General features: G+C 45.1%; 18 protein-coding genes and 4 pseudogenes. 8 read left to right on the forward strand and 14 right to left on the reverse strand.

The annotated features are described in order from the left end of the window. Positions 1-9: 9 nt before the first annotated feature. Together FU659_RS01950 and FU659_RS01955 are read right to left on the reverse strand one after the other, a co-directional pair. Positions 10-447, reverse strand: a complete 438-nt coding sequence (locus FU659_RS01950; RefSeq protein ID WP_147945997.1) for a hypothetical protein — start codon at positions 445-447, stop codon at positions 10-12. A 211-nt stretch (positions 448-658) separates the two neighbouring features. Beyond that, on the reverse strand, positions 659-922 hold the full coding sequence (locus FU659_RS01955; protein WP_147945998.1) for a YlbG family protein: 264 nt from the start codon (positions 920-922) through the stop codon (positions 659-661). A gap of 51 nt (positions 923-973) precedes the next feature. Here FU659_RS01955 and FU659_RS01960 point away from each other — a divergent pair, with 51 nt between their 5' ends. Then, on the forward strand, positions 974-1,978 hold the full coding sequence (locus tag FU659_RS01960) for an asparaginase (protein WP_147945999.1): 1,005 nt from the start codon (positions 974-976) through the stop codon (positions 1,976-1,978). Positions 1,979-1,997: 19 nt separating this feature from the next. Here the strand turns inward: FU659_RS01960 and FU659_RS01965 are convergent, their stop codons facing one another. The 3 genes and pseudogenes from FU659_RS01965 to FU659_RS01975 form a co-directional block, all read right to left on the reverse strand. Then, positions 1,998-2,444 (reverse strand): YlbF/YmcA family competence regulator, encoded by a 447-nt coding sequence (locus FU659_RS01965; protein WP_147946136.1) that lies wholly within the window; start codon positions 2,442-2,444, stop codon positions 1,998-2,000. A 120-nt stretch (positions 2,445-2,564) separates the two neighbouring features. Further along, positions 2,565-4,589 carry a helicase-associated domain-containing protein gene (locus tag FU659_RS01970; protein ID WP_147946000.1) on the reverse strand — a complete coding sequence of 675 codons (2,025 nt, stop codon included), beginning with the start codon at positions 4,587-4,589 and terminating at the stop codon, positions 2,565-2,567. After that, positions 4,567-6,293: pseudogene (locus tag FU659_RS01975) on the reverse strand (DNA repair helicase XPB). The gene FU659_RS01970 and the pseudogene FU659_RS01975 overlap by 23 nt, the downstream one beginning before the upstream one ends. Before the next feature lie 455 nt (positions 6,294-6,748). On the opposite strand from FU659_RS01975, the pseudogene FU659_RS36765 reads away from it, so the two are divergent. From FU659_RS36765 to FU659_RS38675, 3 genes and pseudogenes are all read left to right on the forward strand, one after another. Beyond that, positions 6,749-7,041 (forward strand): annotated as a pseudogene (locus FU659_RS36765) (thermonuclease family protein). 100 nt (positions 7,042-7,141) lie between these two features. After that, a pseudogene (locus tag FU659_RS38670) lies at positions 7,142-7,264 on the forward strand (LysR family transcriptional regulator); the annotation flags it as partial. A gap of 42 nt (positions 7,265-7,306) precedes the next feature. Then, a complete protein-coding gene (locus FU659_RS38675; RefSeq protein ID WP_397354930.1) occupies positions 7,307-7,576 on the forward strand; it encodes a LysR family transcriptional regulator substrate-binding protein in 270 nt (89 codons plus the stop codon). Here FU659_RS38675 and FU659_RS01995 read toward each other — a convergent pair. The 4 genes and pseudogenes from FU659_RS01995 to FU659_RS02010 form a co-directional block, all read right to left on the reverse strand. Further along, positions 7,521-8,662, reverse strand: a pseudogene (locus FU659_RS01995) (Gfo/Idh/MocA family protein). The gene FU659_RS38675 and the pseudogene FU659_RS01995 sit on opposite strands and share 56 nt — an antisense overlap. Positions 8,663-8,722: 60 nt before the next feature. Next, on the reverse strand, positions 8,723-9,898 hold the full coding sequence (locus FU659_RS02000; protein ID WP_261807571.1) for a Gfo/Idh/MocA family protein: 1,176 nt from the start codon (positions 9,896-9,898) through the stop codon (positions 8,723-8,725). A 214-nt stretch (positions 9,899-10,112) separates the two neighbouring features. Beyond that, positions 10,113-10,553, reverse strand: a complete 441-nt coding sequence (locus tag FU659_RS02005) for a CBS domain-containing protein (protein ID WP_147946004.1) — start codon at positions 10,551-10,553, stop codon at positions 10,113-10,115. A 65-nt stretch (positions 10,554-10,618) separates the two neighbouring features. Next, complete coding sequence (locus FU659_RS02010) at positions 10,619-11,788, reverse strand: M20 family metallopeptidase (protein ID WP_147946005.1); 1,170 nt, start codon at positions 11,786-11,788, stop codon at positions 10,619-10,621. Between the two features lie 205 nt (positions 11,789-11,993). On the opposite strand from FU659_RS02010, the gene FU659_RS02015 reads away from it, so the two are divergent. Next, the gene (locus tag FU659_RS02015; protein ID WP_147946006.1) at positions 11,994-12,341 is read left to right on the forward strand and encodes a YugN family protein; all 348 of its coding nucleotides are present in this window, start codon (positions 11,994-11,996) and stop codon (positions 12,339-12,341) included. A gap of 13 nt (positions 12,342-12,354) precedes the next feature. Further along, a complete protein-coding gene (ftsW, locus tag FU659_RS02020; RefSeq protein WP_147946007.1) occupies positions 12,355-13,515 on the forward strand; it encodes a putative lipid II flippase FtsW in 1,161 nt (386 codons plus the stop codon). A 20-nt stretch (positions 13,516-13,535) separates the two neighbouring features. On the opposite strand, the gene FU659_RS02025 is transcribed toward ftsW, so the two are convergent. After that, complete coding sequence (locus FU659_RS02025; protein ID WP_147946008.1) at positions 13,536-13,916, reverse strand: Asp23/Gls24 family envelope stress response protein; 381 nt, start codon at positions 13,914-13,916, stop codon at positions 13,536-13,538. A gap of 165 nt (positions 13,917-14,081) precedes the next feature. Here FU659_RS02025 and cax point away from each other — a divergent pair, with 165 nt between their 5' ends. Then, positions 14,082-15,128: a calcium/proton exchanger gene (cax, locus tag FU659_RS02030; RefSeq protein ID WP_147946009.1), complete on the forward strand. Its 1,047-nt coding sequence runs from the start codon at positions 14,082-14,084 to the stop codon at positions 15,126-15,128. 41 nt (positions 15,129-15,169) lie between these two features. Here cax and FU659_RS02035 read toward each other — a convergent pair whose 3' ends face one another. The 4 genes from FU659_RS02035 to FU659_RS02050 all read right to left on the reverse strand — a co-directional run bounded on the left by FU659_RS02035 (position 15,170) and on the right by FU659_RS02050 (position 18,802). After that, entirely contained in the window at positions 15,170-15,457 is a 288-nt protein-coding gene (locus FU659_RS02035; protein ID WP_147946010.1) for an Fpa/YlaN family protein, read from the reverse strand. Positions 15,458-15,583: 126 nt separating this feature from the next. Then, positions 15,584-15,832, reverse strand: a complete 249-nt coding sequence (locus tag FU659_RS02040) for an HPr family phosphocarrier protein (RefSeq protein ID WP_147946011.1) — start codon at positions 15,830-15,832, stop codon at positions 15,584-15,586. Positions 15,833-15,943: 111 nt separating this feature from the next. Then, entirely contained in the window at positions 15,944-16,624 is a 681-nt protein-coding gene (locus tag FU659_RS02045; RefSeq protein ID WP_261807558.1) for a TVP38/TMEM64 family protein, read from the reverse strand. A gap of 186 nt (positions 16,625-16,810) precedes the next feature. Further along, positions 16,811-18,802, reverse strand: a complete 1,992-nt coding sequence (locus tag FU659_RS02050) for a sensor domain-containing diguanylate cyclase (protein WP_147946012.1) — start codon at positions 18,800-18,802, stop codon at positions 16,811-16,813. 355 nt (positions 18,803-19,157) lie between these two features. Here FU659_RS02050 and rpsD point away from each other — a divergent pair, with 355 nt between their 5' ends. Next, the gene (gene rpsD / locus FU659_RS02055; protein WP_147946013.1) at positions 19,158-19,757 is read left to right on the forward strand and encodes a 30S ribosomal protein S4; all 600 of its coding nucleotides are present in this window, start codon (positions 19,158-19,160) and stop codon (positions 19,755-19,757) included. Positions 19,758-19,792 lie beyond the last annotated feature (35 nt).

The following is a 19,792-nucleotide window of genomic DNA, read 5'->3' on the forward strand; positions in this document are numbered from 1 at the left end:
CCTATTTGGCTATCTCCGCTTACGGCTGTTCTTGATTAGCGTCATGCGGCGAGAATGTCTCAGCCAAGAATAGTAAGACTTCAAATCACGAAGCTCCATCGTTTCCGACATTCGGCCAAGAAAAGTAACGATAATCATTTTGTGCAAGGGGTTGCCGACCAAATCCGTTTCGTGTTCCAAATGTGAAAATTCTGCCACCACTACAAGGTCATCATCAATGAGGTAAACATCCTCTTCATTGCGATAATACGGCATGATATTATTATTTTTAAGCTTTTCCCACAGAAAAGCGCAAATTTCTTCGAGCGAACCGTTCTGACTAGAAACACGATCACTCCATCTCAGCTTCGCATGATTCGTGATCACGATATCTGCTACTTTCTTGTCACCTAATTGTACGAAGAATGGTTCATAAGTACTCCATCGCCCCATTACTTTGTCTTTCATGATCACAACCCCTCTCCTACTAAAATGGGACCGTGTACCTATTCCCTATTGATATGTAAGTTTTATTTTACTTGATTATAACGTTAAATTCCATGGAAGAATATATAAATTATTAATAATTATTTGTGAAATCATGAAAAAATGCTTATTTTCTAAAAATTCAAAAAATAAAAAAAGCTTCTTTACGAAGCTTTCGTTTTGCACTGTAGCCTCAAAGGGTGTAAAATCTAGTTTTGTCCGGCACATCACTACTGTATTCAGTTTTAATTTCGTTGCGGTAAGATCGTTCTACCTTTTTGACGTAAGGAAGCTTCTGAATGTTCCGTATCGTCTCATCTAATTTACTTGCATGTATATAAAGGACTGCATAATTCATTTTTTTGGAAATGTAATGGAGTGAACCGAATCGTTCCAAATTTCTGGCCGCTTTCGTATCATTCACCCAAATGATTAATCCGCTGCGCTCGATCATCATGACTTATTCTACCTCTTTTCACTAAATCCTAATATGGAGTGAGACAACAATATGAAGTCCTCTGACGCCCTTGTTCGCGTTTACCGCGGAAACATCACAGAAAGTATCCACCATGTTCATCTTGCAGTCGTTAACAACCAAGGAACGCTGCTGTACCAAGCTGGCGATCCGCACTTTCTTACCTTCGCCCGTTCAACGGCCAAACTCATTCAAACGCTGCCGGTCATTGAATCCGGAGCGGCTGATCGTTTCGGCCTCGAAGAAGCCGAAATTGCTTTGTGCTGCGCTTCCCACAATGGGGAAGTTGAGCATGTAAGCACGGCCCAGCACATCCTGGGCAAGCTGGGTTTCAATCACGCTCATCTGCAATGTGGTGCGCATGAGCCTTACCATGCAGCGACCGCACAGGCTATGCGTGATCGCGGTGAAGCTCCAACCACACTGCATAACAACTGCTCGGGCAAGCATTCGGGTATGCTCACGCTAACTGCGCATTTGGGAGCATCGCCGGACACTTATATGCGCATTGAACATCCCGTCCAACAGCTCATGCTCGAAACGGTGTGCGAGATGTCGGGCATGTCCAGGGAGCAGATACAGCTTGGTACTGATGGCTGCGGTGTTCCTGTATTCGGTATGCCGATTAAGCATCTTGCCCTCGCTTTTGCTCGATTAGGCAACCCTGCCGGATTATCCCAAACACGTGCAAACGCTTGCCAGAGAATTGTCGCAGCGGTGCGCAAATATCCGCAATTCCTCGCCGGGAGCGACCGCTTCGATACGCAATTAATCGAGATAACGAACGGACGTATCGTTGGTAAAATGGGCGCTGAGGGCTTATTTGCACTCACGATCCCTGAGCGAGAACTTGGCTTCGTCCTAAAGATCGAAGATGGCAATCTGCGAGCGACGTATCCTGCAGTCGTCGAAGCCTTGAAACAGCTCGATCTACTCACCGAATCCGAAGTAAGCGCTCTTGCAGCGTTCCATACCCCTGCCGTTTATAACTGGCAAGGAACCCAGGTCGGATACATCCGACCTGATTTCCAGCTTTGAGTTCTCAGATCCTTTATCCTTAGCCGCAATTGCCGCTGCAGCTCCCACCGGAGCTGCAGCCTTTACCTGTCGGTAACGGATTGTTGCTCGGTACTTTGATCGAGTCTGAAACCGCATGAGCAATGGTTGTGGAAACCGTAAATAACAAATCATCAAGTCGATCCTCTGCTTGCTTGAATCGACGGACGGCTTCGACGGCATTCAGCTTTTCCTGAACGGCATTCACCGCGGCCAGAGCCTCATGGTAGCTAGGATGGTAGTGACCGAAACGCTCACATTCTTCGAAGGCATCTTTCTTTCTCGCAAAAGCATATTTCAAATCGCGAACCTCAGCGCTATTCTCCACAGCTGTCTTCCAATATAAATAATCTGCTACTTCCGCAGAGGAATTAATCATATCACCCATATCATAGGCCTGCATAAGAACAGCAGACATATCAAGGGTTTCCGCTTCCAGGGTATTCAACATATGAATATCAACATCCTTCCTCACAAAGAGTGTATACCTCATTTATCATATCACAGTTTGCTCAGAGTTTCTTTCTTTTTATCATTCAGACGAATGCGTTCATCCCTTTTCTCCCTATCAGCATGGCAGGCCTTCATCGTTAATCCCAGGCAAAATAAGTTTCATTTCACTGAAATCTTCACCTGTTAAAGAGATCTCTTGCTGCGCTTCAAAACCAACCAAGGTAAAACCTGTTCGATCCTCCCGCAGCACGCTAGGGATGATGAAACGATCTCTCCCTTCTTGGCGAAGCTGCAAATAGCTTTTCCATTCAATGGCTTTACGAATCAATTCTTTACGGGTAGTGCCATGGTAATCCCGGAACTCCTTCAACCACAGCGGCGGTATCATCTGCATCTCGGGATACAGATTGTCACATTCAGGTAAAATGGGTTCCATTTCGTATAATCTTACCGTATCACGGGAATAAAAAAGCCCCATAGGCTGATCCGTCGGTAAGCTTGCCGACACTGAAGCTTTCATGTTCTTCCTGTCCCCATTGTTTCCTGTATGATACCCCATCCCTTCCAGGCACTTTGCAAGCGAGGTCAAGTGTTCGCTGAAGATGATAAAATCGGAACTCCCTACCCGCTCTCCAAGCAAGGAACGGCACTTCTCATTTCGAAGCAGTGCCTCAGCCATCTCTTCGGAGCAACAGCGAAGCAGCGTAACTTCCTGGAAATGTACATTACCCGCATGCTCCCCCCACTGCCGCAACGCCTTCATGATGTGCTCGGGAACTTCATAACAAGCATGCTCCTGGAGAAGCGAAATTATCATTTCGCTGCTTACTCCCTTTTCCCAAGCGCGATGAAAGCTCTCGCTCTTCAACCGATAGGTACGAACAAGATCTGTAGACAGAAGATCAGCAAAAGCCGCTATTTCCCATTCCACACGAAGGGGAACTTGAGGTGGCAGCAAAATATCAAAGTCAGGCTGCACATAAAGAGAATGTTCTTTTTGTAAAATCAAAAAATCCTCTGAGGATCGATCATCCACAGATAGATTTGCCTCTAGAGGTGAAATCAGCCACCGGAACCATAGCGTTCCTTCCTGATCCTTTGAAAGCTCTACGAAGCGAAAAATGGCTAGTGGGATGATCAACGCATCCATGAGAGTTCGGCGAATGACGTCATCTTCTGCCCCATGACCGCCCAAAGAACAACAAGACCTAACCCCTTGTATGATGATGATACTCAGATCGCACCATTGCCCTTGTATGGCTCTCTCAAGGAGCGCGAGGCCGTGTTCCAGCCATAAAGGTGCTGGTGTCAGCAATTGTCGCCATATGCGGTATAGAACTCCCTGCTGTCTGTCGTAGGAACCTTTCATCCATCCCAGGCAAGCTTGTTCATTCAACACATATCTATCGGCTTGTGTCTGAAGAATGCCAAGGCGAATAGTCATTTCAAGGAGAATAGCAGCAGGCTCCTCATAAACATCCCGATAGGCATGGCTAAGCCCACAAGCTTGCAGCACTTCTCTACGCAAGCTTACATGTTCCATCAACTTCTGCAGTTGCTTCTTATGCAGCGTACCTTTGTTTGTTAATGGAAGCGTAGACTGCTGCGAACAAGCTGCCACAAAATGGAATACCTGTTGGGCCAATCCTCTGGGATTAGCGACAAGAACCTGCCACTCCCAACCTACTTGATCAACGGCTTCCAACTGCTCCAACTCGATACTCGCTTCCTTAGTTCGGAGCTTTACCTCCGGAAATAATAGCCTTTGCCATGAAGCAAACCCATCTTCCGGCAGCGCGTAAAGCTGATCACCCCAAGCTTTCCGAAAAGCCGCAATCACTCCATACCTGCGTAAACCAACTAACCCAAGCGCCACCTGCGACCCTGACAGTCGAAGCGCGGCTTGCTTCTCCAAGATTTCACTTGTAAACGGTTCACAGCCAAATGAAGAAAGGATAAGACGCAACGTTTGCTTCTCGATAGCCGACAAATGCCTCTCCAACGAAGACAGATACTCCTGATCCGTTAATAACCCGGGAAACTCAACACCCTGCTCGATTAGACTGGCGCACCATGACTGACCCATGATCAGCTTTTTGAGGGCTGACGGTATTTTTCTATCTATTTGCTCGTACCTCATCCCATTCTCCTTTCGGCCAGTTCGAACTTTGGCTCCATGATGCAATGCGGTATTGATAGCCTTGTTCAACGAGGAACAATTGGCGCTTCATAGCGAAATCCTGCTCTTTAGTATTTTCGGTAATGAGCGAATAAAATACGGCCTCATTCGCTCCTCGCTTAGGGCGAAGAATACGTCCAAGGCGCTGCGCCTCTTCCTGTCTGGACCCGTAGCTGCCGGACACCTGGATCGCTACCGTTGCATCCGGCAGATCAACGGCAAAGTTAGCAACCTTGGATACGACTAGGAGTGAAATATCCCCTCTCTTGAACTGTTCATATAGCTCTTCCCGAGCTTCACAGGGAGTTCCTCCGCTAATCATAGGCGCACCTGTATGCGCGGCAATCAGCGTTAACTGCTCAATGTATTGGCCGATAATTAATACCTGCTCGTTGGCATGAAGCTTTAACAAGTAGTCAATCACATCCAGCTTGGTCCTATTTTCACCAGCAATCCTGAACTGCTGTCGTGCGCCTGAGGCTCCATAACGATCTCGATCAAGTGCAGATAACTCCACACGTATCTCCTGACAAGCAACTGTAGCAATCCAACCTTGGGACTCCAGCTCTTTCCAAGCCATTTCGTACTTCTTCGGTCCTACAAGCGAGAATACGTCATCCTCTCTGCCATCTTCCCTGATCAATGTCGCCGTGAGACCAAGACGGCGGGTAGCTTGAATATCAGCGGTTGCCCTAAATACAGGTGCAGGCAGTAAATGCACCTCATCGTAATGATAAGCCCCCACTCTCTTTCGCTAAATAGCCCCATATGCGAGAAAGCATCCTCTTTCTTGCCGCGATGCGTCAATATTTGATACGTCGCTATCGTGACCGGTCTGACTTCCTTATGGGTACCGTTATATTCTCCGACCTGATCTTCGTTAAGGCCCGTTTTGTCCAAAATTTCCCGCTTCCACTGCTTGACCGAAGTCACATTGGAAGTAAGAATCAACGTTGCGCAGCTGCATCTCACCATCGCCGCAATACCGACCACGGTTTTCCCTGCTCCGCAAGGCAAGACCAAAACGCCACTGCCCCCGCCTCTACCGCTTTCCTCTCCAATCTGCTGAAAAGCGTCTACGGCAGCCTTTTGATATTCGCGAAGCTGAAAAGGTTGTTCAACCATGTCCTCTTTCAGCTGCATAGACAGGAACTCTCCTTTCCGATAAGCGGCCAAATCTTCAACCGGGTAACCTAGCTTCATGAGCTCCTGCTTTAGCATTCCTCTAGCCAATGGTGAAATCGCAATAGCCCGCTCACCGCGGGTATCCGCTACATATGTTTTCAACGAATCATACGCACATATTTCCTTCAACACGACCGTATCATCGCTAACCAAGAACAGTTCACTTCCGACATCCTCCAGACGCAGCACGCCATAGCGTTTCGAATATTTCCGAATACTGTTCATAACAACGGTCGGAACGCCAAATTTAGCGTATTGCCGCAAGCAGGCTATGATCTCTTCCATTGCCATTCCAGCCGCTGCTGCATGCCAGAGAGATAATGGCGTGATTCGATAAGTGTGAAGATGCTCCGGGCTTTTCATCAAATCCGTGAACCGAGATAGTCTCATCCGCACAGCTTCAGATTCAGGATGATGGATGTCCAGCAGGATGGATAAATCATTTTGCACGATCAACGGGCGAGTAACGTCCCACTCCAAAGTGTGAGCCTCCTTTTTACCATACTAAGAAAATATCAGTTTTCAGTTGTCGAAAAGAGCCAACTTATTGGCGAACAAACCATCCTCTAAACACGGTCGCTCGACTTGGAAAAACTTCGAGAGAGGGTTATCTCAATAGTATGAAAGGAAAGTACTTGATTTAAACATCCTTGCCATGCTAACGTCATAAACAAAGCAAAATGAGGAGAACCATGTTTTCCCTAAAGGAGGTCCTACATGCGCAAGCGCATCATCGCCCTTTTCCTCCTCTGCGGTCTTGTATTCTCAGTAACTGGTTGTGGAAGCAAGCCTACTACAGCGCTGGTCGTGAAAGCGTCAAGGTGGAACGTGTTGTGGACGGAGATACGATTGAGGTGACCAGGAAGGGCAAGAAAGAGAAAGTACGTTTAATCGGGATAGACACGCCGGAAACAGTGAAACCGAACACACCGGTTATGTTTTATGGAAAAGAAGCAAGTGCGTATACGAAAAAGCGTTTAGAAAAGAAAACGTGGAGTTAGAGTTCGATGTGGAGAAAGAAGATCGTTACCATCGCCTGCTTGCTTACGTGTGGATTGGAGAGGAGTTATTCAACCGCACCTTGGTTCAAGAGGGCTATGCGCGCATGGCTACATTCCCTCCAAACGTCAAGTACGTTGATTTTTTCAAGCAAGATCAAGAATCGGCCCGCACTAAAAAGAAAGGGCTATGGACCAATTACGACAAAGCATTCGATACTAAAAAGTAACTAACGACAACCGAGATAAGCAGCGTTATGACGCCAATATACAGGATGAAGCGGCTCCCCCGTTTCTCCTCTTTTTCATACCAGTGGGCACGTCTCGAGGATGGATCTTACCTTATACAAAACGCTTTTGGAAGTAGCCAAATGGCATAACTACACAAAGGCCGGGGAACACCTCGGCTATGCCCAATCGAGCGTAACTACCCAGATTCAAAGTTTGAGAAAATGCTGCGTAAGCATCAGATCCATTACACCATAAACCTATGAAATCAATAATTATGAAACAGTCAAAAAATGCGCCATGCATGGGCTCGGACTGTCCCTTCTGCCTAAAACGACAGTAACCGCAGAAACACAAAAAGGGTACCTAGCGATATTACCGCTAGAATACCCGAATTTTAAACTGCACGTGCAGCTATGCTATCATGCCAAAAAGCAGCTATCTTTGCCCATGCAGGCTTTTGTCCAATTAATGTGCACGTCTACTCAACACGTACCGCTTTCTCTTGAGCAAGCAAACAAAGCTCTGCCGCTTTAAACGTGTGCTCCTGTGTCATAGCAAGATCGGTTCCATTTATAATGTCCAATATCAACTGACCGAAGAAAGGAAAGCCTACTTGTCCGTGAAGGCTGTAGTGCTTTTCTCCTTGCTGGTTAACCAAATACAGCTGGTCTCCCTCAGGGTCACGCGCGATATCGATATATTTGCGCAGCTCAATATACCCCTCTGTGCCTAGAATTAAGGTCCGTCCGTCTCCCCAAGTACCCAGTCCGCTTGGTGTCAACCAATCCACTCTGTGCCTAGAATTAAGGTCCGTCCGTCTCCCCAAGTACCCAGTCCGCTTGGTGTCAACCAATCCACTCGGAAATAGTTCGTTGCGCCATTATCGCCTACGAGTGTCGCATCGCCAAAATCCTCAAGTTCCGGATAATCCTTGGCGTTGTAGTTAGCTATTTTACTGCTTAATACCGTAGCATCCTTACAGCCTGCGTAGAACAGAAATTGTTCAATTTGGTGACTGCCGATATCGCAAAGTATACCCCCATAGTTTTCCTTCTTGAAAAACCACTCTGGACGGCTTGGTGCATTTAATCGATGAGGTCCTAGGCCAATCACTTGAACGACACGCCCAATAGCTCCCTCTTGAATAAGCTGACCAGCGAATACTGCACTCTCCACATGAAGGCGCTCACTATAATAAACCGCATATTTACGGCCTGTTTCTATAACCTTCGCTTTAGCGACAGCAAGCTGCTCCAATGTTGTGAAAGGCGTTTTGTCCGTAAAATAGTGTTTGCCATGATCCATTGCCCTAAAGCCTAGTGCAGCTCGTTCAGATGGAACAGCTGCGGCTGCGATCAATTTGACCTCGGCATCATCAAATATTTCTTGCTCAGAGGAAGCCACTTTAACATGCGGATATTGTTTAACAAAGGCTTCGACCTTAACAGGATCCTGGTCATAAACCCATCTCAATTCGGCTCCCGCTTCTTGTAAGCCATTGCACATGCCATAGATATGTCCATGATCCAATGCAATCGCCGCAAAGACGAATTCCCCTTTTTGAACAACCGCGTTGGGTTTTCCTTTTGGTGCGTAAGTCATGCCATCGTTCTTTTTCATAAGCAAAGAAACCTCCACTTCGAGTATCAGACACGTTCGTTGACCATCGATCGAATTGAATTAAACGTCCAATGTTTTGAAGCCCACTTCTTTATTGACTGTGGAATTTTTAATTTTTTCATTCAAATGCTTTTCAAACAACTCTTCGTCGATCGGTAAATCGACCCAGTTATCCGTCCATGTCGAAAGCAGCATGGCATTGGAAAGCATCAGACCTTTAATACCTTCTGCTCCCGGTGCAACAAGCGGTGTACCATGCAAAATGGCATCAACCCAGTTTTGTGTGATTCCCTTATGGCCTGTTTCTTGACCTTCAATAGGGATCTCGCATTTCCAACATTCCGGTTGGCCAAATCCGCCCGTAAACGTTTCATTAAACTCTCTCTCAGATACACGCAACCGCCAAAATGTCAGTTTGCCGTCTTCAATAACAATTTTGCCGCGATCGCCTGAAAGCTCGAAACGGTTCGTGCCCGGCGCTTCGCCTGTTGTTGTTACAAACAAGCCTGTAGCTCCGTTCTCATATTCAACGAATGCAGTTACATCGTCTTCCACTTCAATATTGCGATGCTTACCGAAGTAACAGAATGCACGCACTCTTTTCGGCATCATATCAATCGTCCACTGCCATAGATCAAGCTGATGCGGATCTTGGTTAATAAGAACCCCGCCGCCTTCACCTGCCCAAGTTGCACGCCAGCCGCCTGAATCGTAATAACTTTGTGATCTATACCAGTTCGTAATGATCCAGTTCGTTCTGCGAATTTCACCTAGTTCGCCGGAAGAAACAAGATCTTTTAATTTCTTATATAATGGATTCGTGCGCTGATTATACATCATGCTGAATACTTTACCTGAAGCTTCAGCGGCTTCATTCATTTCACGAACTTGTTTCGTATATACGCCTGCAGGCTTCTCACAAAGTACATGAAGACCCGCTTTGAATGCGCGCGCTGCTGTATCAGGGTGGTCATAGTGAGGCGTAGCAATCAAAACGCCATCAATTGTTCCCGAATTCAGGAATTCATCCAGATTGTCAAATAAGAGGACATTTGCGCCAAGATTCTCTTTGGCCCATTCCAAACGATCTGCTCTAAACTCGCATATAGCTGTTAGTTCCGCATCTTTCACTTCGTTGTTCACTAAATATTTGGCGTGTCCGGTTCCCATATTGCCGAGACCAATAATACCAATTCTTACTTTGCCATATGAAGGGTCACCCTTTTCTTTTAGGATTCACAATGATTGAGCACGTTTTCACTTTAGCATATATACGAAGCGGTATCTTGTCTCAGATTGACTACCTTATTGCGAACTTTGACAGTTGTGTATCAGGACGCGAGAGATTCGCTCGAGATTCCCTCAGTGGAAGCTAACCTGCCATTCTACCTCCGCAAAAAAAACAATCGTTTCCCAATTTGGAAAACGACTGCTTCCTGAAACGACAACCTTATTTACTTCCGACAAGTTCCTTGTCCGAGGAGATTTTACTAAGCGCTTCTCCGGCTTCATCCTCGAAATGGTTTCGGACTGCGAGGTCACCGATCGCAATAACGCCGACAAGTTTTCCATTCTCAACAACGGGTAATCGTCTGATTTGGCCTTTTGCCATGATCTTAGCCGCTTCCTCCACAGAAGTGTCGGCCTCAATGGTAGCAATGTCTGTGGTGATCACTTCTTTCACCGCGGTTGACCCTGACTTCTTCTCCGCGTACCCGCGCAGTACAAGATCCCGATCTGTGACGACGCCAATGAGTTTCTCACCTTCAACAACGGCAACGAAGCCAATATCATGCTGTTTCATTTTCAACGCAATTTCAAATACGTTGTCTTGCAACGTCACGGTTACACACTCTTTGGTCATAATGTCTCTTACGGTTCTGGTAGCCATGCAATAATCCCTCCTTGGAGTTATCCTCTTGCATAGATAGCCTTTCTCCAAGGGAAGGAAGACATTCATGCCATATAATCCAAAGCCATTCCTAGCAATAATCTAGCCGCGTTCAACATGGCATCTTCATCAATATCAAACTTTGGATGGTGATGAGGATGAATGATGCCTGCCTCTACATTACCTGCTCCTACAAACATATAACAACCCGGACGATGGTGAAGATAATAGGAAAAGTCCTCTCCGGCCATAATAAGAGGAGATTCATGAACCGATGCCACTCCGAATAATTCAGTACCGACTTTGAAGAAACGCTGTGCTTCATGCGCATCATTGACAACGGTTGGATAACCCATTTTATAATCAAGCTCATAAGAAGCGCCAAACATGGAGCATGTCCCCTGAACGATACGTTCCAGCCGTTCCTTGACATCTTGTCTAAGCTCGGCGTTGAATGTACGTACAGTCCCATTAATGACACTCGTTTCTGCTATAACATTAAAACTGCTGCCCGCATGGAAAGAACCGACACTTACGACACATGGCTCGATCGGATCTACTTGTCTGCTCACGATGGACTGAAGGTTAACAACTAATTGGGATGCTACATAAATGCTATCAATGGTTTGATGAGGCAATCCCCCATGTCCGCCTTTCCCTTGGATGCGAATCGAGAATTCATCCGGTGCTGCCATCATAGGGCCAGCTTTGCCATAGACATGTCCAACAGGAAAAGGAGTCCATAGATGAACGCCAAACACGGCGTCAACACCTTCGAGCGCTCTGTCTTGAATCATGGCGTCAGCGCCTCCGGGCGTAATCTCTTCCGCATGCTGAAACAAAAATACCAAATTCCCTTTAATTTGATCTCGGTTTTGACTGGCAACTTTGGCAATGCCTAGCAAAGTTGATGTATGGGCATCATGGCCACACGCATGCATAACACCATTAATCTTTGAGCTATAGGAGCAATTCTTCTCATCTTGTATAGGTAGAGCATCCATATCAGCTCGAAGTGCAACAGTAGGTCCATCGACATTGCCGCGCAGTACGCCCACAATGCCATTGCCGCCTACTCCTTTGCGAACTTCAATTTGCCAATCCTGCAAATGAGCGGCAATAAATTCCGCAGTCCGATACTCGTGAAACGATAATTCCGGGTTCTGATGTAAATAGCGCCTCCAACCAACCATTTCTCCGTAAATGGCGCGCAAGCCAGCTTCAAAATCGTTCATATAGAAAACCCTCCGTCTATCCTTGTATCTTAACTTATCGCTTTTGGCTTCGCATTTGAATCTATTCTATCAAATTAATGCTTGTGTTTCACCCGCAAAGTGCCATCAAATATTAGAAATTTGAACGGGGGATCGACTTGCAGAACCTTTGGAAACATACTATCATGAATAAAGAATGCATACATACAATATGGAGGCGTTAAAAGTGATTATTGAAACAACTGGCTTAAAAGGCTTAAAAGACGATCTTGCTCATCTGGACGAAGTAACGACTACGCTCGGATTCGTTCGTTGGCAGTGGGAATACACCCGTGCAACTTATGATTTTAAAATGGAAGATAAAGCAGGAAATGCTGTTTATTTCTTACGCGTGAATGCCAGGGTTGAATCCGGTAAATTGGAATCTCCTTACGCCATCTTGTTTTTAGAAGAGGCTTACATCGGCAGAGAGACTTTCCCGCATGGTCTGGATTATAACTCCCCAGTACCAGAAGCTATACTTAAAATCTCTAAACAAAAATTAGCACAGCTGCAACAACTCCTCGCGGATTAAGCGAGGAGACGGCATGAATCCCCCTCGAAGAGGAACACCGGATTTTCTGCTGCTTTTTTTGGCTTTTGTGCTAGTCTGCTTCGGTCTCGCCATGGTATTCAGCGCAAGCTCAATGACAAGTGCTTATAAATGGGGCGACCCTTGGTACTTCACCAAGAAGCAGTTGATCGCTGTCGGCATTGGGACTATTGGAATGCTCTTCTGTATGAACATTCACTACACGAGGCTCAAGAAGCTGATCATCCCAGCTTTTTTCTTGGTTGTCATCGCCTTAATCTTTGTTGTCTTCACAGCCAAAGTGAAGGGTGCCAGCAGTTGGTACCTAGTCGGTATGTTTGGCATTCAGCCCACGGAGTTCGCCAAGCTGATTGTTATTTTGTACTTAGCCTCCCTCATTAGCAACAAAGATGAAAAATTCCGTGATTTTAAGAGGGGACTCCTCCCTGCTCTGCTCGTCGTGGGCTTCGTCTGCTTCCTGATTATGCTGCAGCCCGATTTGGGCTCCTGCATGATTCTGCTCATTTGTGCAGCCATCGTTATTACGGTGGGCGGCTCCAATCTCAAGCATCTTTTCCTTTTAGGGACAGGCTTTGCTGCCATTGGCGGAATGGGCGTCGCTCTTTATCTACTCAAAGGGGATGCCACTGCAAAGAATTACCGCGTCAACCGTCTAACCTCTTTTCTTGATCCTTTTGCAGACAATCAAGACACAGGCTTTCAGGTTGTCCAGTCTTTGTATGCATTCGGACATGGCGGGTTAAGCGGCGCTGGCTTCGGTCAAGGCATTCAGAAGCTGCACTATTTGCCTGAAGCTCATAATGACTTCATCTTCGCCATTATTGGTGAAGAACTCGGCTTTATAGGCAGTTCGTTGTTCATCCTTGTTTTCTTGCTCTTCATCTGGCGGGGTATTCTCGTTGCCGTTCGCAGTCCTGATATGTTCGGTATGTTAGCAGGTGTAGGCATCATGGTCATGTTTGCGTTCCAAGCTTTCATTAATATAGGCGGCGTAACGGGAACGATTCCGTTAACCGGCGTCACCCTGCCTTTCATCTCGTCAGGCGGTTCTTCCATGATGGTCTGCCTCATCAGCATGGGCATTCTGTTAAGTATCTCTCGTGAGCAGTCTCCCAAAGGAGATGTGCCATCCAAAAAAAGACCCAAATCGACATAACCTTCGATTGGGTCCTTTTTTCATTTAACACGATGCGGATCATCCACCACTTCTTCTTCCTTGAAAGCCACACCTTCAACTTTCACATTCACTTCCACAACTGTTAACCCTGTCATATTCTCGACAGCTTCGCGTACATTTTCTTGGAGATCCCGACATACATCCTGAATACGGGAACCGTAATTCACAATCACACGCAGATCGATAGCAGCCTCTACTTGTCCAACCTCTACTGAGACGCCTCTTTGTACGTTTTTACCGCTTAAACGCTTAGCAAGGCCCTCTGAGATGCCTCCTGACATGCCAGCTATGCCTGCGGTCTCCAGAGCTGCAAGTCCAGCAATTGTCGATACAACGTCATCAGAAATACGAATTAATCCGGTTTGATTCTCTTCGGACATACAGATCACTCCCCTAAATTTGGTATAAATCTATTGTAATAAGTTCAAAACATGAAAGCAAGAACAGTTGCTTTATACAAACTCAATTTACTTTATCTAACAATATGGGTATATTAAAAGAAGTCAAAAAGTGCCAAAATTGATGATACAGTCGGAGGGTTTATCTTGAAAGGAAAATTGTTTTACGTGGGTTTGATTCTTTCTTTCACAGCAAGTGCCATTTCCCACTTCATGCACGCCAATCCAACACTACAATTCATCATCGCAGCCATAGCTATTATTTTCGTAGCTGGGTTTCTGGGGAAAGCTACGGAGAGCGTTGCCCATTATGCAGGTGAGCGAGTAGGAGGCTTCCTAAATGCTACATTCGGCAATGCAGCTGAACTGATCATTGCGATTTTCCTTGTCAAAGATGGATTATTTGATGTCGTAAAAGCAAGCTTAACCGGCTCTATTATCGGTAATTTGTTGCTTGTGCTAGGATTAAGTGTCTTTGCTGGGGGCATGAAGTTCAAGGAGCAATCGTTTAATGTCAAACTCGCCTCACATAACTCTTCCTTAATGATTCTAGGGGTTATCGCTTTATTTATTCCCGCTATTTTTGCAGGAGGCCTAACCACCAAGGAAACATCCTCCATGAGTATGATTGTAGCTATTCTACTCATCGTCGCTTACCTACTGTGGTTGTTATTTTCAATGGTCACCCACAAACAAATCCTATCGGATGAGGCCATCGAGCATGGCGAAGCAGCTTGGTCCAAGTCAACCTCGATTGTCTTCCTCATTCTGGCTACAACGATGGTAGCCTTCACAAGCGAATGGTTGGTCGGTACCTTGGAGTCGGTTACCCATAAGTTTGGGTTATCCGAGTTGTTTGTTGGTGCATTTCTCATAGCGATTATCGGTAACGCGGCAGAACATAGTGCCGCTGTCATGATGGCCATGAAAAATAAAATGGGTGCCGCTGTTGAAATCGCCATCGGCAGCTCTCTGCAAATTGCGTTATTCGTCGCACCGGTGCTTGTCATTGCCAGTTTCTTTATGGGCGGAACTCCTATGAACATCGTCTTCTCTACTTACGAACTTGCTGCAATTGGAGTCGCTGTCTTTATCACCAAATCCATTTCACAAGATGGTTCCACGAATTGGTTTGAAGGTCTGTTGCTGCTTATTGTTTATATCATCTTAGGCGTAGTTTTCTTCCTTGTTTAGGAGGTTATATCGCAAATAAAAAAAGTAACCCTGCGCTAGGGTTACTTTTTGCTATTCAGCGCTTCATAGAGCTCGGCAAGGTTACGTTCAAGCTTGTTGAGAATTTCTTTGCCAGGTATTTCAGATATAAGTCCTGCGCGAATGGCAAAATCAATTTCTCTTGAGAGTCCGTACATTTGCGTATCTAAAACCTCTTCATACAGTGGGCATTGACGTGTTGTCAAATTCTCCATTTGCACTTCGATCAGCTTTTCGATTTTATTTGCATCTTCTTGAAGAAGACTGAGCGCTTTTTGATTCAAGTCGAGCAGTAGATCAGATGAAGACATTCCATCTTTCCCCCCATACCTATAGTCATCCGTCCTTATATGATCTATATTAAGCGAAATTGCTCCAATATACAAGAGAAGGTACCCTCAGAGTCTCTGAGAGTACCTTCTTTTCATAGCCTTTATCTATTCTTCTACAACATTAACACCTAAATTGTGTTTAGCGAATACTTCGCCCATAGCAATCTTGGCTTCCTCAGCATCTGGACCATGAACATGAAGATCATAGTTGCTTGAGCTAAGCAGTGTCGTGAACAACCCAAGGATACTTTTCACGTCGATATACTTATTATCGTATTGAAGAACGATGGACGATCTGAATTTGTTAGCAGTTTGTGAAATTTCTACAATAGCAGCATTATTAGCACTTGGCATATTTCATTCCTCCATTTGTTTACATATAAACTGGTCGTCTTGCTCCTATATGATAACTTGGATGGGTAACAAAGCGCAACTAAAAATTTCCTGCATCCCCAAGGCTTGTCCTTACTTGCTCTTGGATGTAAGCACTTTCTTAACTACGTTTCCAATGAGCATTAAACCAACAAAAATAGCCAACAGCATAAGCAGTCTGCCTTTATATTGACGGAAATGAAATAAATCATGCGCTATCATCGATTCCAGGTATATGATAGGCAATTTACCCAATAAAGTACCCCACAGAAAATGGGTAAACCGCATGCGTGTAAGTCCTGCGGCAAAATTAATGGCCGAAGAAGGAAGAATGGGAATTAATCTGCCTAAAAATACGTATAAAAAACCTTGTTTCTCCATACGTGTACTAAACTGCTTTACGAGTGGAAATCGCTCGAGCTTCTTTTCCACCCAAGCATGTCCATAATAACGAGCAAAGTAAAAGGAGGCAATCGCCCCTAAGCAAGACATCACATAATTAACGAGAAAACCAACTTTAATACCGAAAATGGCCACATTCGTTCCCGCGACAATCACAAAGGGGATAAATGGAAAAAACGTTTGAAAGAAAACTAGGGCCATTCCGATAATTTTGCCTGGCCAACCAAGTGCCCTTAGATGTTCAGACAGCTGTCGCATATTACTATGCGTTAGTTTTATGCCCATATGGTTAAAAAAGAAAAAGTAAATTAAACCACCAAGCAACAGGCAAGCAATTACAATTTGAAGAATTCTCTTTCTATTGAACGACACGACAAATTTCGACCATCCTTCCTTTTAGACCCAACTATTGTAACATGTTGCACTGGGTTCAGGAAGAAAAATCTAGACCGGAACCAACGAAGCAAATGAAGTCCTTCCTTCTCCAGTCTCCCCTCCCGCTTTGCTTTTATGAGAAAAAAAAGAAGTACCTGTCCAAGGACAAGCACTTCATGTTCATTATCCGATCTGAATCTGATTACGTCCGTTATTTTTGGCTTGGTAAAGCGCCATATCAGCACGATAAAAGAGTGATTCTACGCTAATCTTATCTTCTTCCCAGTTCCAGTCTGAGACGCCACAGGAAACGGTCACTTGCGGGTTCGTCTCCGCGAGGACACGCGCACGAATACGTTCCGCTATCCGAACGGTTTGATCCTTTGCCACTTGCGGTAAGTAAACGGCTAGCTCTTCTCCGCCCCATCTGGCCGCGATGTCACTGTCCCGTATGCTGCTCTTAATGATTTGGCTTACCTGAATCAGAATTTTATCACCGACTTGATGTCCGTACGTATCGTTAACTCGTTTGAAATTGTCGATATCGACCACAATCAACGATCCGCAAAAATCCTTTTTTTGCATCAAGTTAGCCTGTTCATCCAAGTAGTGTCGTACGTATAACCCTGTTAGATTATCCGTGATAACCATTCGCTTTACTTCCGCATGTAGAGAAGCATTCGTCATAGCGAGCCCAATATGTCCAGAGAGAACCTGAAGCAGCTTGTAATTATCATAGGAGAAAAAATTGGGCTTGCTGTGGACGACAAGAATGACACCTTCTACTTCCCCATTCACCAAAATCGGTGAACCAATGAGTGAGCAGGATTGGGTCATTTGCATTAATTTAGATTGCACTTTGGAGTTGATCCAATAATCAGAAATAATAATAGGCTCTTTAGATGAATAGATGAGTCCCGAGAAACCCTCGTCCAACGTAAACGTCTCATTAAAAATAGCAGGTAAATTACTAGCTTGAACGATCAAATGCTCACTCGTTTTATTCGTCTGCAGAATACAGCTATAGTCTGCTCTGAATATACTGATCAGCTCACTCGAAGCAAAATTAAATATTTCATTAAGCCGTAAGCTTTGATTTAACTGTTTCGTTATCTCATTAATGAGACGAAGCTCGTTAATCATCACATTCGATTGTTCATATAATTTGGCATTTTCAAAGGCAGAACCCGCCGTGTCGGCGAGCAGCGATATAAACTCTAAATCCGACGCATAAATCAAATCATAGGCAGATTGTAAATAGAGAACACCATAAACGCCTTGCTTCCCTGAAAGGGGTACCGCAATATTACCCGTACTGGGACGGCCATCTTTGACCACAGGTTCAAAAATGACATGCCCCTCCATAAAGGCTCGCGTACATATGTCATCTTCAATATTTTGAAAATTAAGCGGCTTCACGGATAAATTGGTAGAGTCATTGTCTTGCGATAGCAATAGATCCACTTGAATCTTTGGATAAACACTATGAATGCTATCAATAACTTCTGTCAGCACAGAGTCAACATCAATTTTGGCGTGCAGCTTCTTTGAAGCTTCAAACAGCACATCTTGCTTCTTGAATTCACGCTCATTCCGTTCGTTTTGCAGCAACAAGTGCTCATACTTACGTTGATCCACCAAGCTTTGCACACTGCTTCTAAACGAAATTATTAAGGTGTAAAGTAAATTTGCAAGCTCATCTGCTTCTATATGTAAGTAGGAAATTAGTCCTAAATATGTAAGGGGTCTTCCGTGAACATCAACGACAGGAACGGCAGCTGCCGAATGGCCCATCCATTCGCTTAACCCTAGTAACTCGTCACCGGACATACGATGAAAAGCAGCCTTTTGGGCACATCGGGCAAACGGATTATCTCCTCGTTCAACATAGCTCCAAGACATTCCCTTCTGCAGGAATGGATTCATAGGATCGAAATCATTCGGGCAGACATTGATTACGCTGAGATCCAAATCTGCGCATAACAGAGCGGTTTGAGCCGGTAGCATCGCTTGTCCGTATTGGTGAATCCATAGAGCAAAAGCTTCTTGCATGGCCTCACGAATGTTAGGATCCCAATAGGAAAAGTTGCTAGAAAGAACAAGCCCTTGCCTAAGGAACTCTTCGAAGTGCTCTGCACGACTATGTTGTTTCATACTACGAAGTGATTCACTCATAGGCCTCTCCTTCACCGCCAGACTGACTTACTTATGACACAAGCCGTTCTCTTACCTCATATTATCATACTCTTTTTCTGTGCTTATTGCACTATTTTTTCGAATCTCTCCTAAGGATTGAGACTTGACACGAGTCTCTGTTTTTTATAAAATTAGAAGTCGAGTACCAACATGATTTCGGTGAATGCCATTTGTGATCACCCTCACTGCTTTTGCTCCTTTCAAGACAGCGGCTGAACTACTCTTGTCAGGGAATCACATTATGATTCGTAAGCAAAACCAGGCACTTGTCTTCACCCTGACATCTAGATGCTATCTACTACACTAATTGTAAAAAAGAAGGAGTTTTTCCTACATGTCACGTTATACAGGCCCTAAATTTAAATTAAGTCGCCGCGTTGGTATTTCTTTGAGCGGTAACGGTAAAGATTTGAAACGCCCTTTCCCTCCAGGTCAACATGGCCCAGGACAACGTAAAAAAATGAGCGGTTATGGCGTTCAATTAAATGAAAAACAAAAGCTTCGTCACATGTACGGTTTGAACGAGAAACAATTCCGCAACTTGTTCGACAAAGCGTCCAAACTAAAAGGTATTTCCGGTGAGAACTTCATGATCTTGCTTGAAAGCCGTTTGGACAACCTGGTTTACCGTCTTGGTCTTTCCAACTCCCGTGCAGGCGCACGTCAATTAGTTGCTCACGGTCACGTTACTGTGAACGGCAAAAAAGTAGATATCGCTTCATACCTCGTATCTACTGGCGACGTTATTGCTCTTCGTGAAAGAAGCAAAGGTCTTTCCGCAGTAAAAGAAGCTCTTGCTAACCGTAACTACCTGCCAACTTACCTTGAGTTTAACGACGCAAGCGTAGAAGGCAAGTTCATCCGTTTGCCAGAACGTTCTGAGCTGCCACAAGAAATTGACGAGAAACAAATCGTCGAGTTCTACAGCCGTTAATAGTCTTAACCCGCCTAGGAATTTTCCTAGGCGGG

The organism is Paenibacillus sp. N3.4 (assembly GCF_008017805.1).
Classification (GTDB): domain Bacteria; phylum Bacillota; class Bacilli; order Paenibacillales; family NBRC-103111; genus Paenibacillus_E.

What these genes read in the sequence shown, in the direction of transcription:
- FU659_RS01950 (WP_147945997.1), bottom strand. Translation starts at nt 447, where the DNA reads ATGAAAGACAAAGTAATGGGGCGATGGAGTACTTATGAACCATTCTTC.
- FU659_RS01955 (WP_147945998.1), bottom strand. Translation starts at nt 922, where the DNA reads ATGATGATCGAGCGCAGCGGATTAATCATTTGGGTGAATGATACGAAA.
- FU659_RS01960 (WP_147945999.1), top strand. Translation starts at nt 974, where the DNA reads ATGAAGTCCTCTGACGCCCTTGTTCGCGTTTACCGCGGAAACATCACA.
- FU659_RS01970 (WP_147946000.1), bottom strand. Translation starts at nt 4,589, where the DNA reads ATGAGGTACGAGCAAATAGATAGAAAAATACCGTCAGCCCTCAAAAAG.
- FU659_RS02005 (WP_147946004.1), bottom strand. Translation starts at nt 10,553, where the DNA reads ATGGCTACCAGAACCGTAAGAGACATTATGACCAAAGAGTGTGTAACC.
- FU659_RS02010 (WP_147946005.1), bottom strand. Translation starts at nt 11,788, where the DNA reads ATGAACGATTTTGAAGCTGGCTTGCGCGCCATTTACGGAGAAATGGTT.
- ftsW (WP_147946007.1), top strand. Translation starts at nt 12,355, where the DNA reads ATGAATCCCCCTCGAAGAGGAACACCGGATTTTCTGCTGCTTTTTTTG.
- FU659_RS02025 (WP_147946008.1), bottom strand. Translation starts at nt 13,916, where the DNA reads ATGTCCGAAGAGAATCAAACCGGATTAATTCGTATTTCTGATGACGTT.
- FU659_RS02035 (WP_147946010.1), bottom strand. Translation starts at nt 15,457, where the DNA reads ATGTCTTCATCTGATCTACTGCTCGACTTGAATCAAAAAGCGCTCAGT.
- FU659_RS02040 (WP_147946011.1), bottom strand. Translation starts at nt 15,832, where the DNA reads ATGCCAAGTGCTAATAATGCTGCTATTGTAGAAATTTCACAAACTGCT.
- FU659_RS02050 (WP_147946012.1), bottom strand. Translation starts at nt 18,802, where the DNA reads ATGAGTGAATCACTTCGTAGTATGAAACAACATAGTCGTGCAGAGCAC.
- rpsD (WP_147946013.1), top strand. Translation starts at nt 19,158, where the DNA reads ATGTCACGTTATACAGGCCCTAAATTTAAATTAAGTCGCCGCGTTGGT.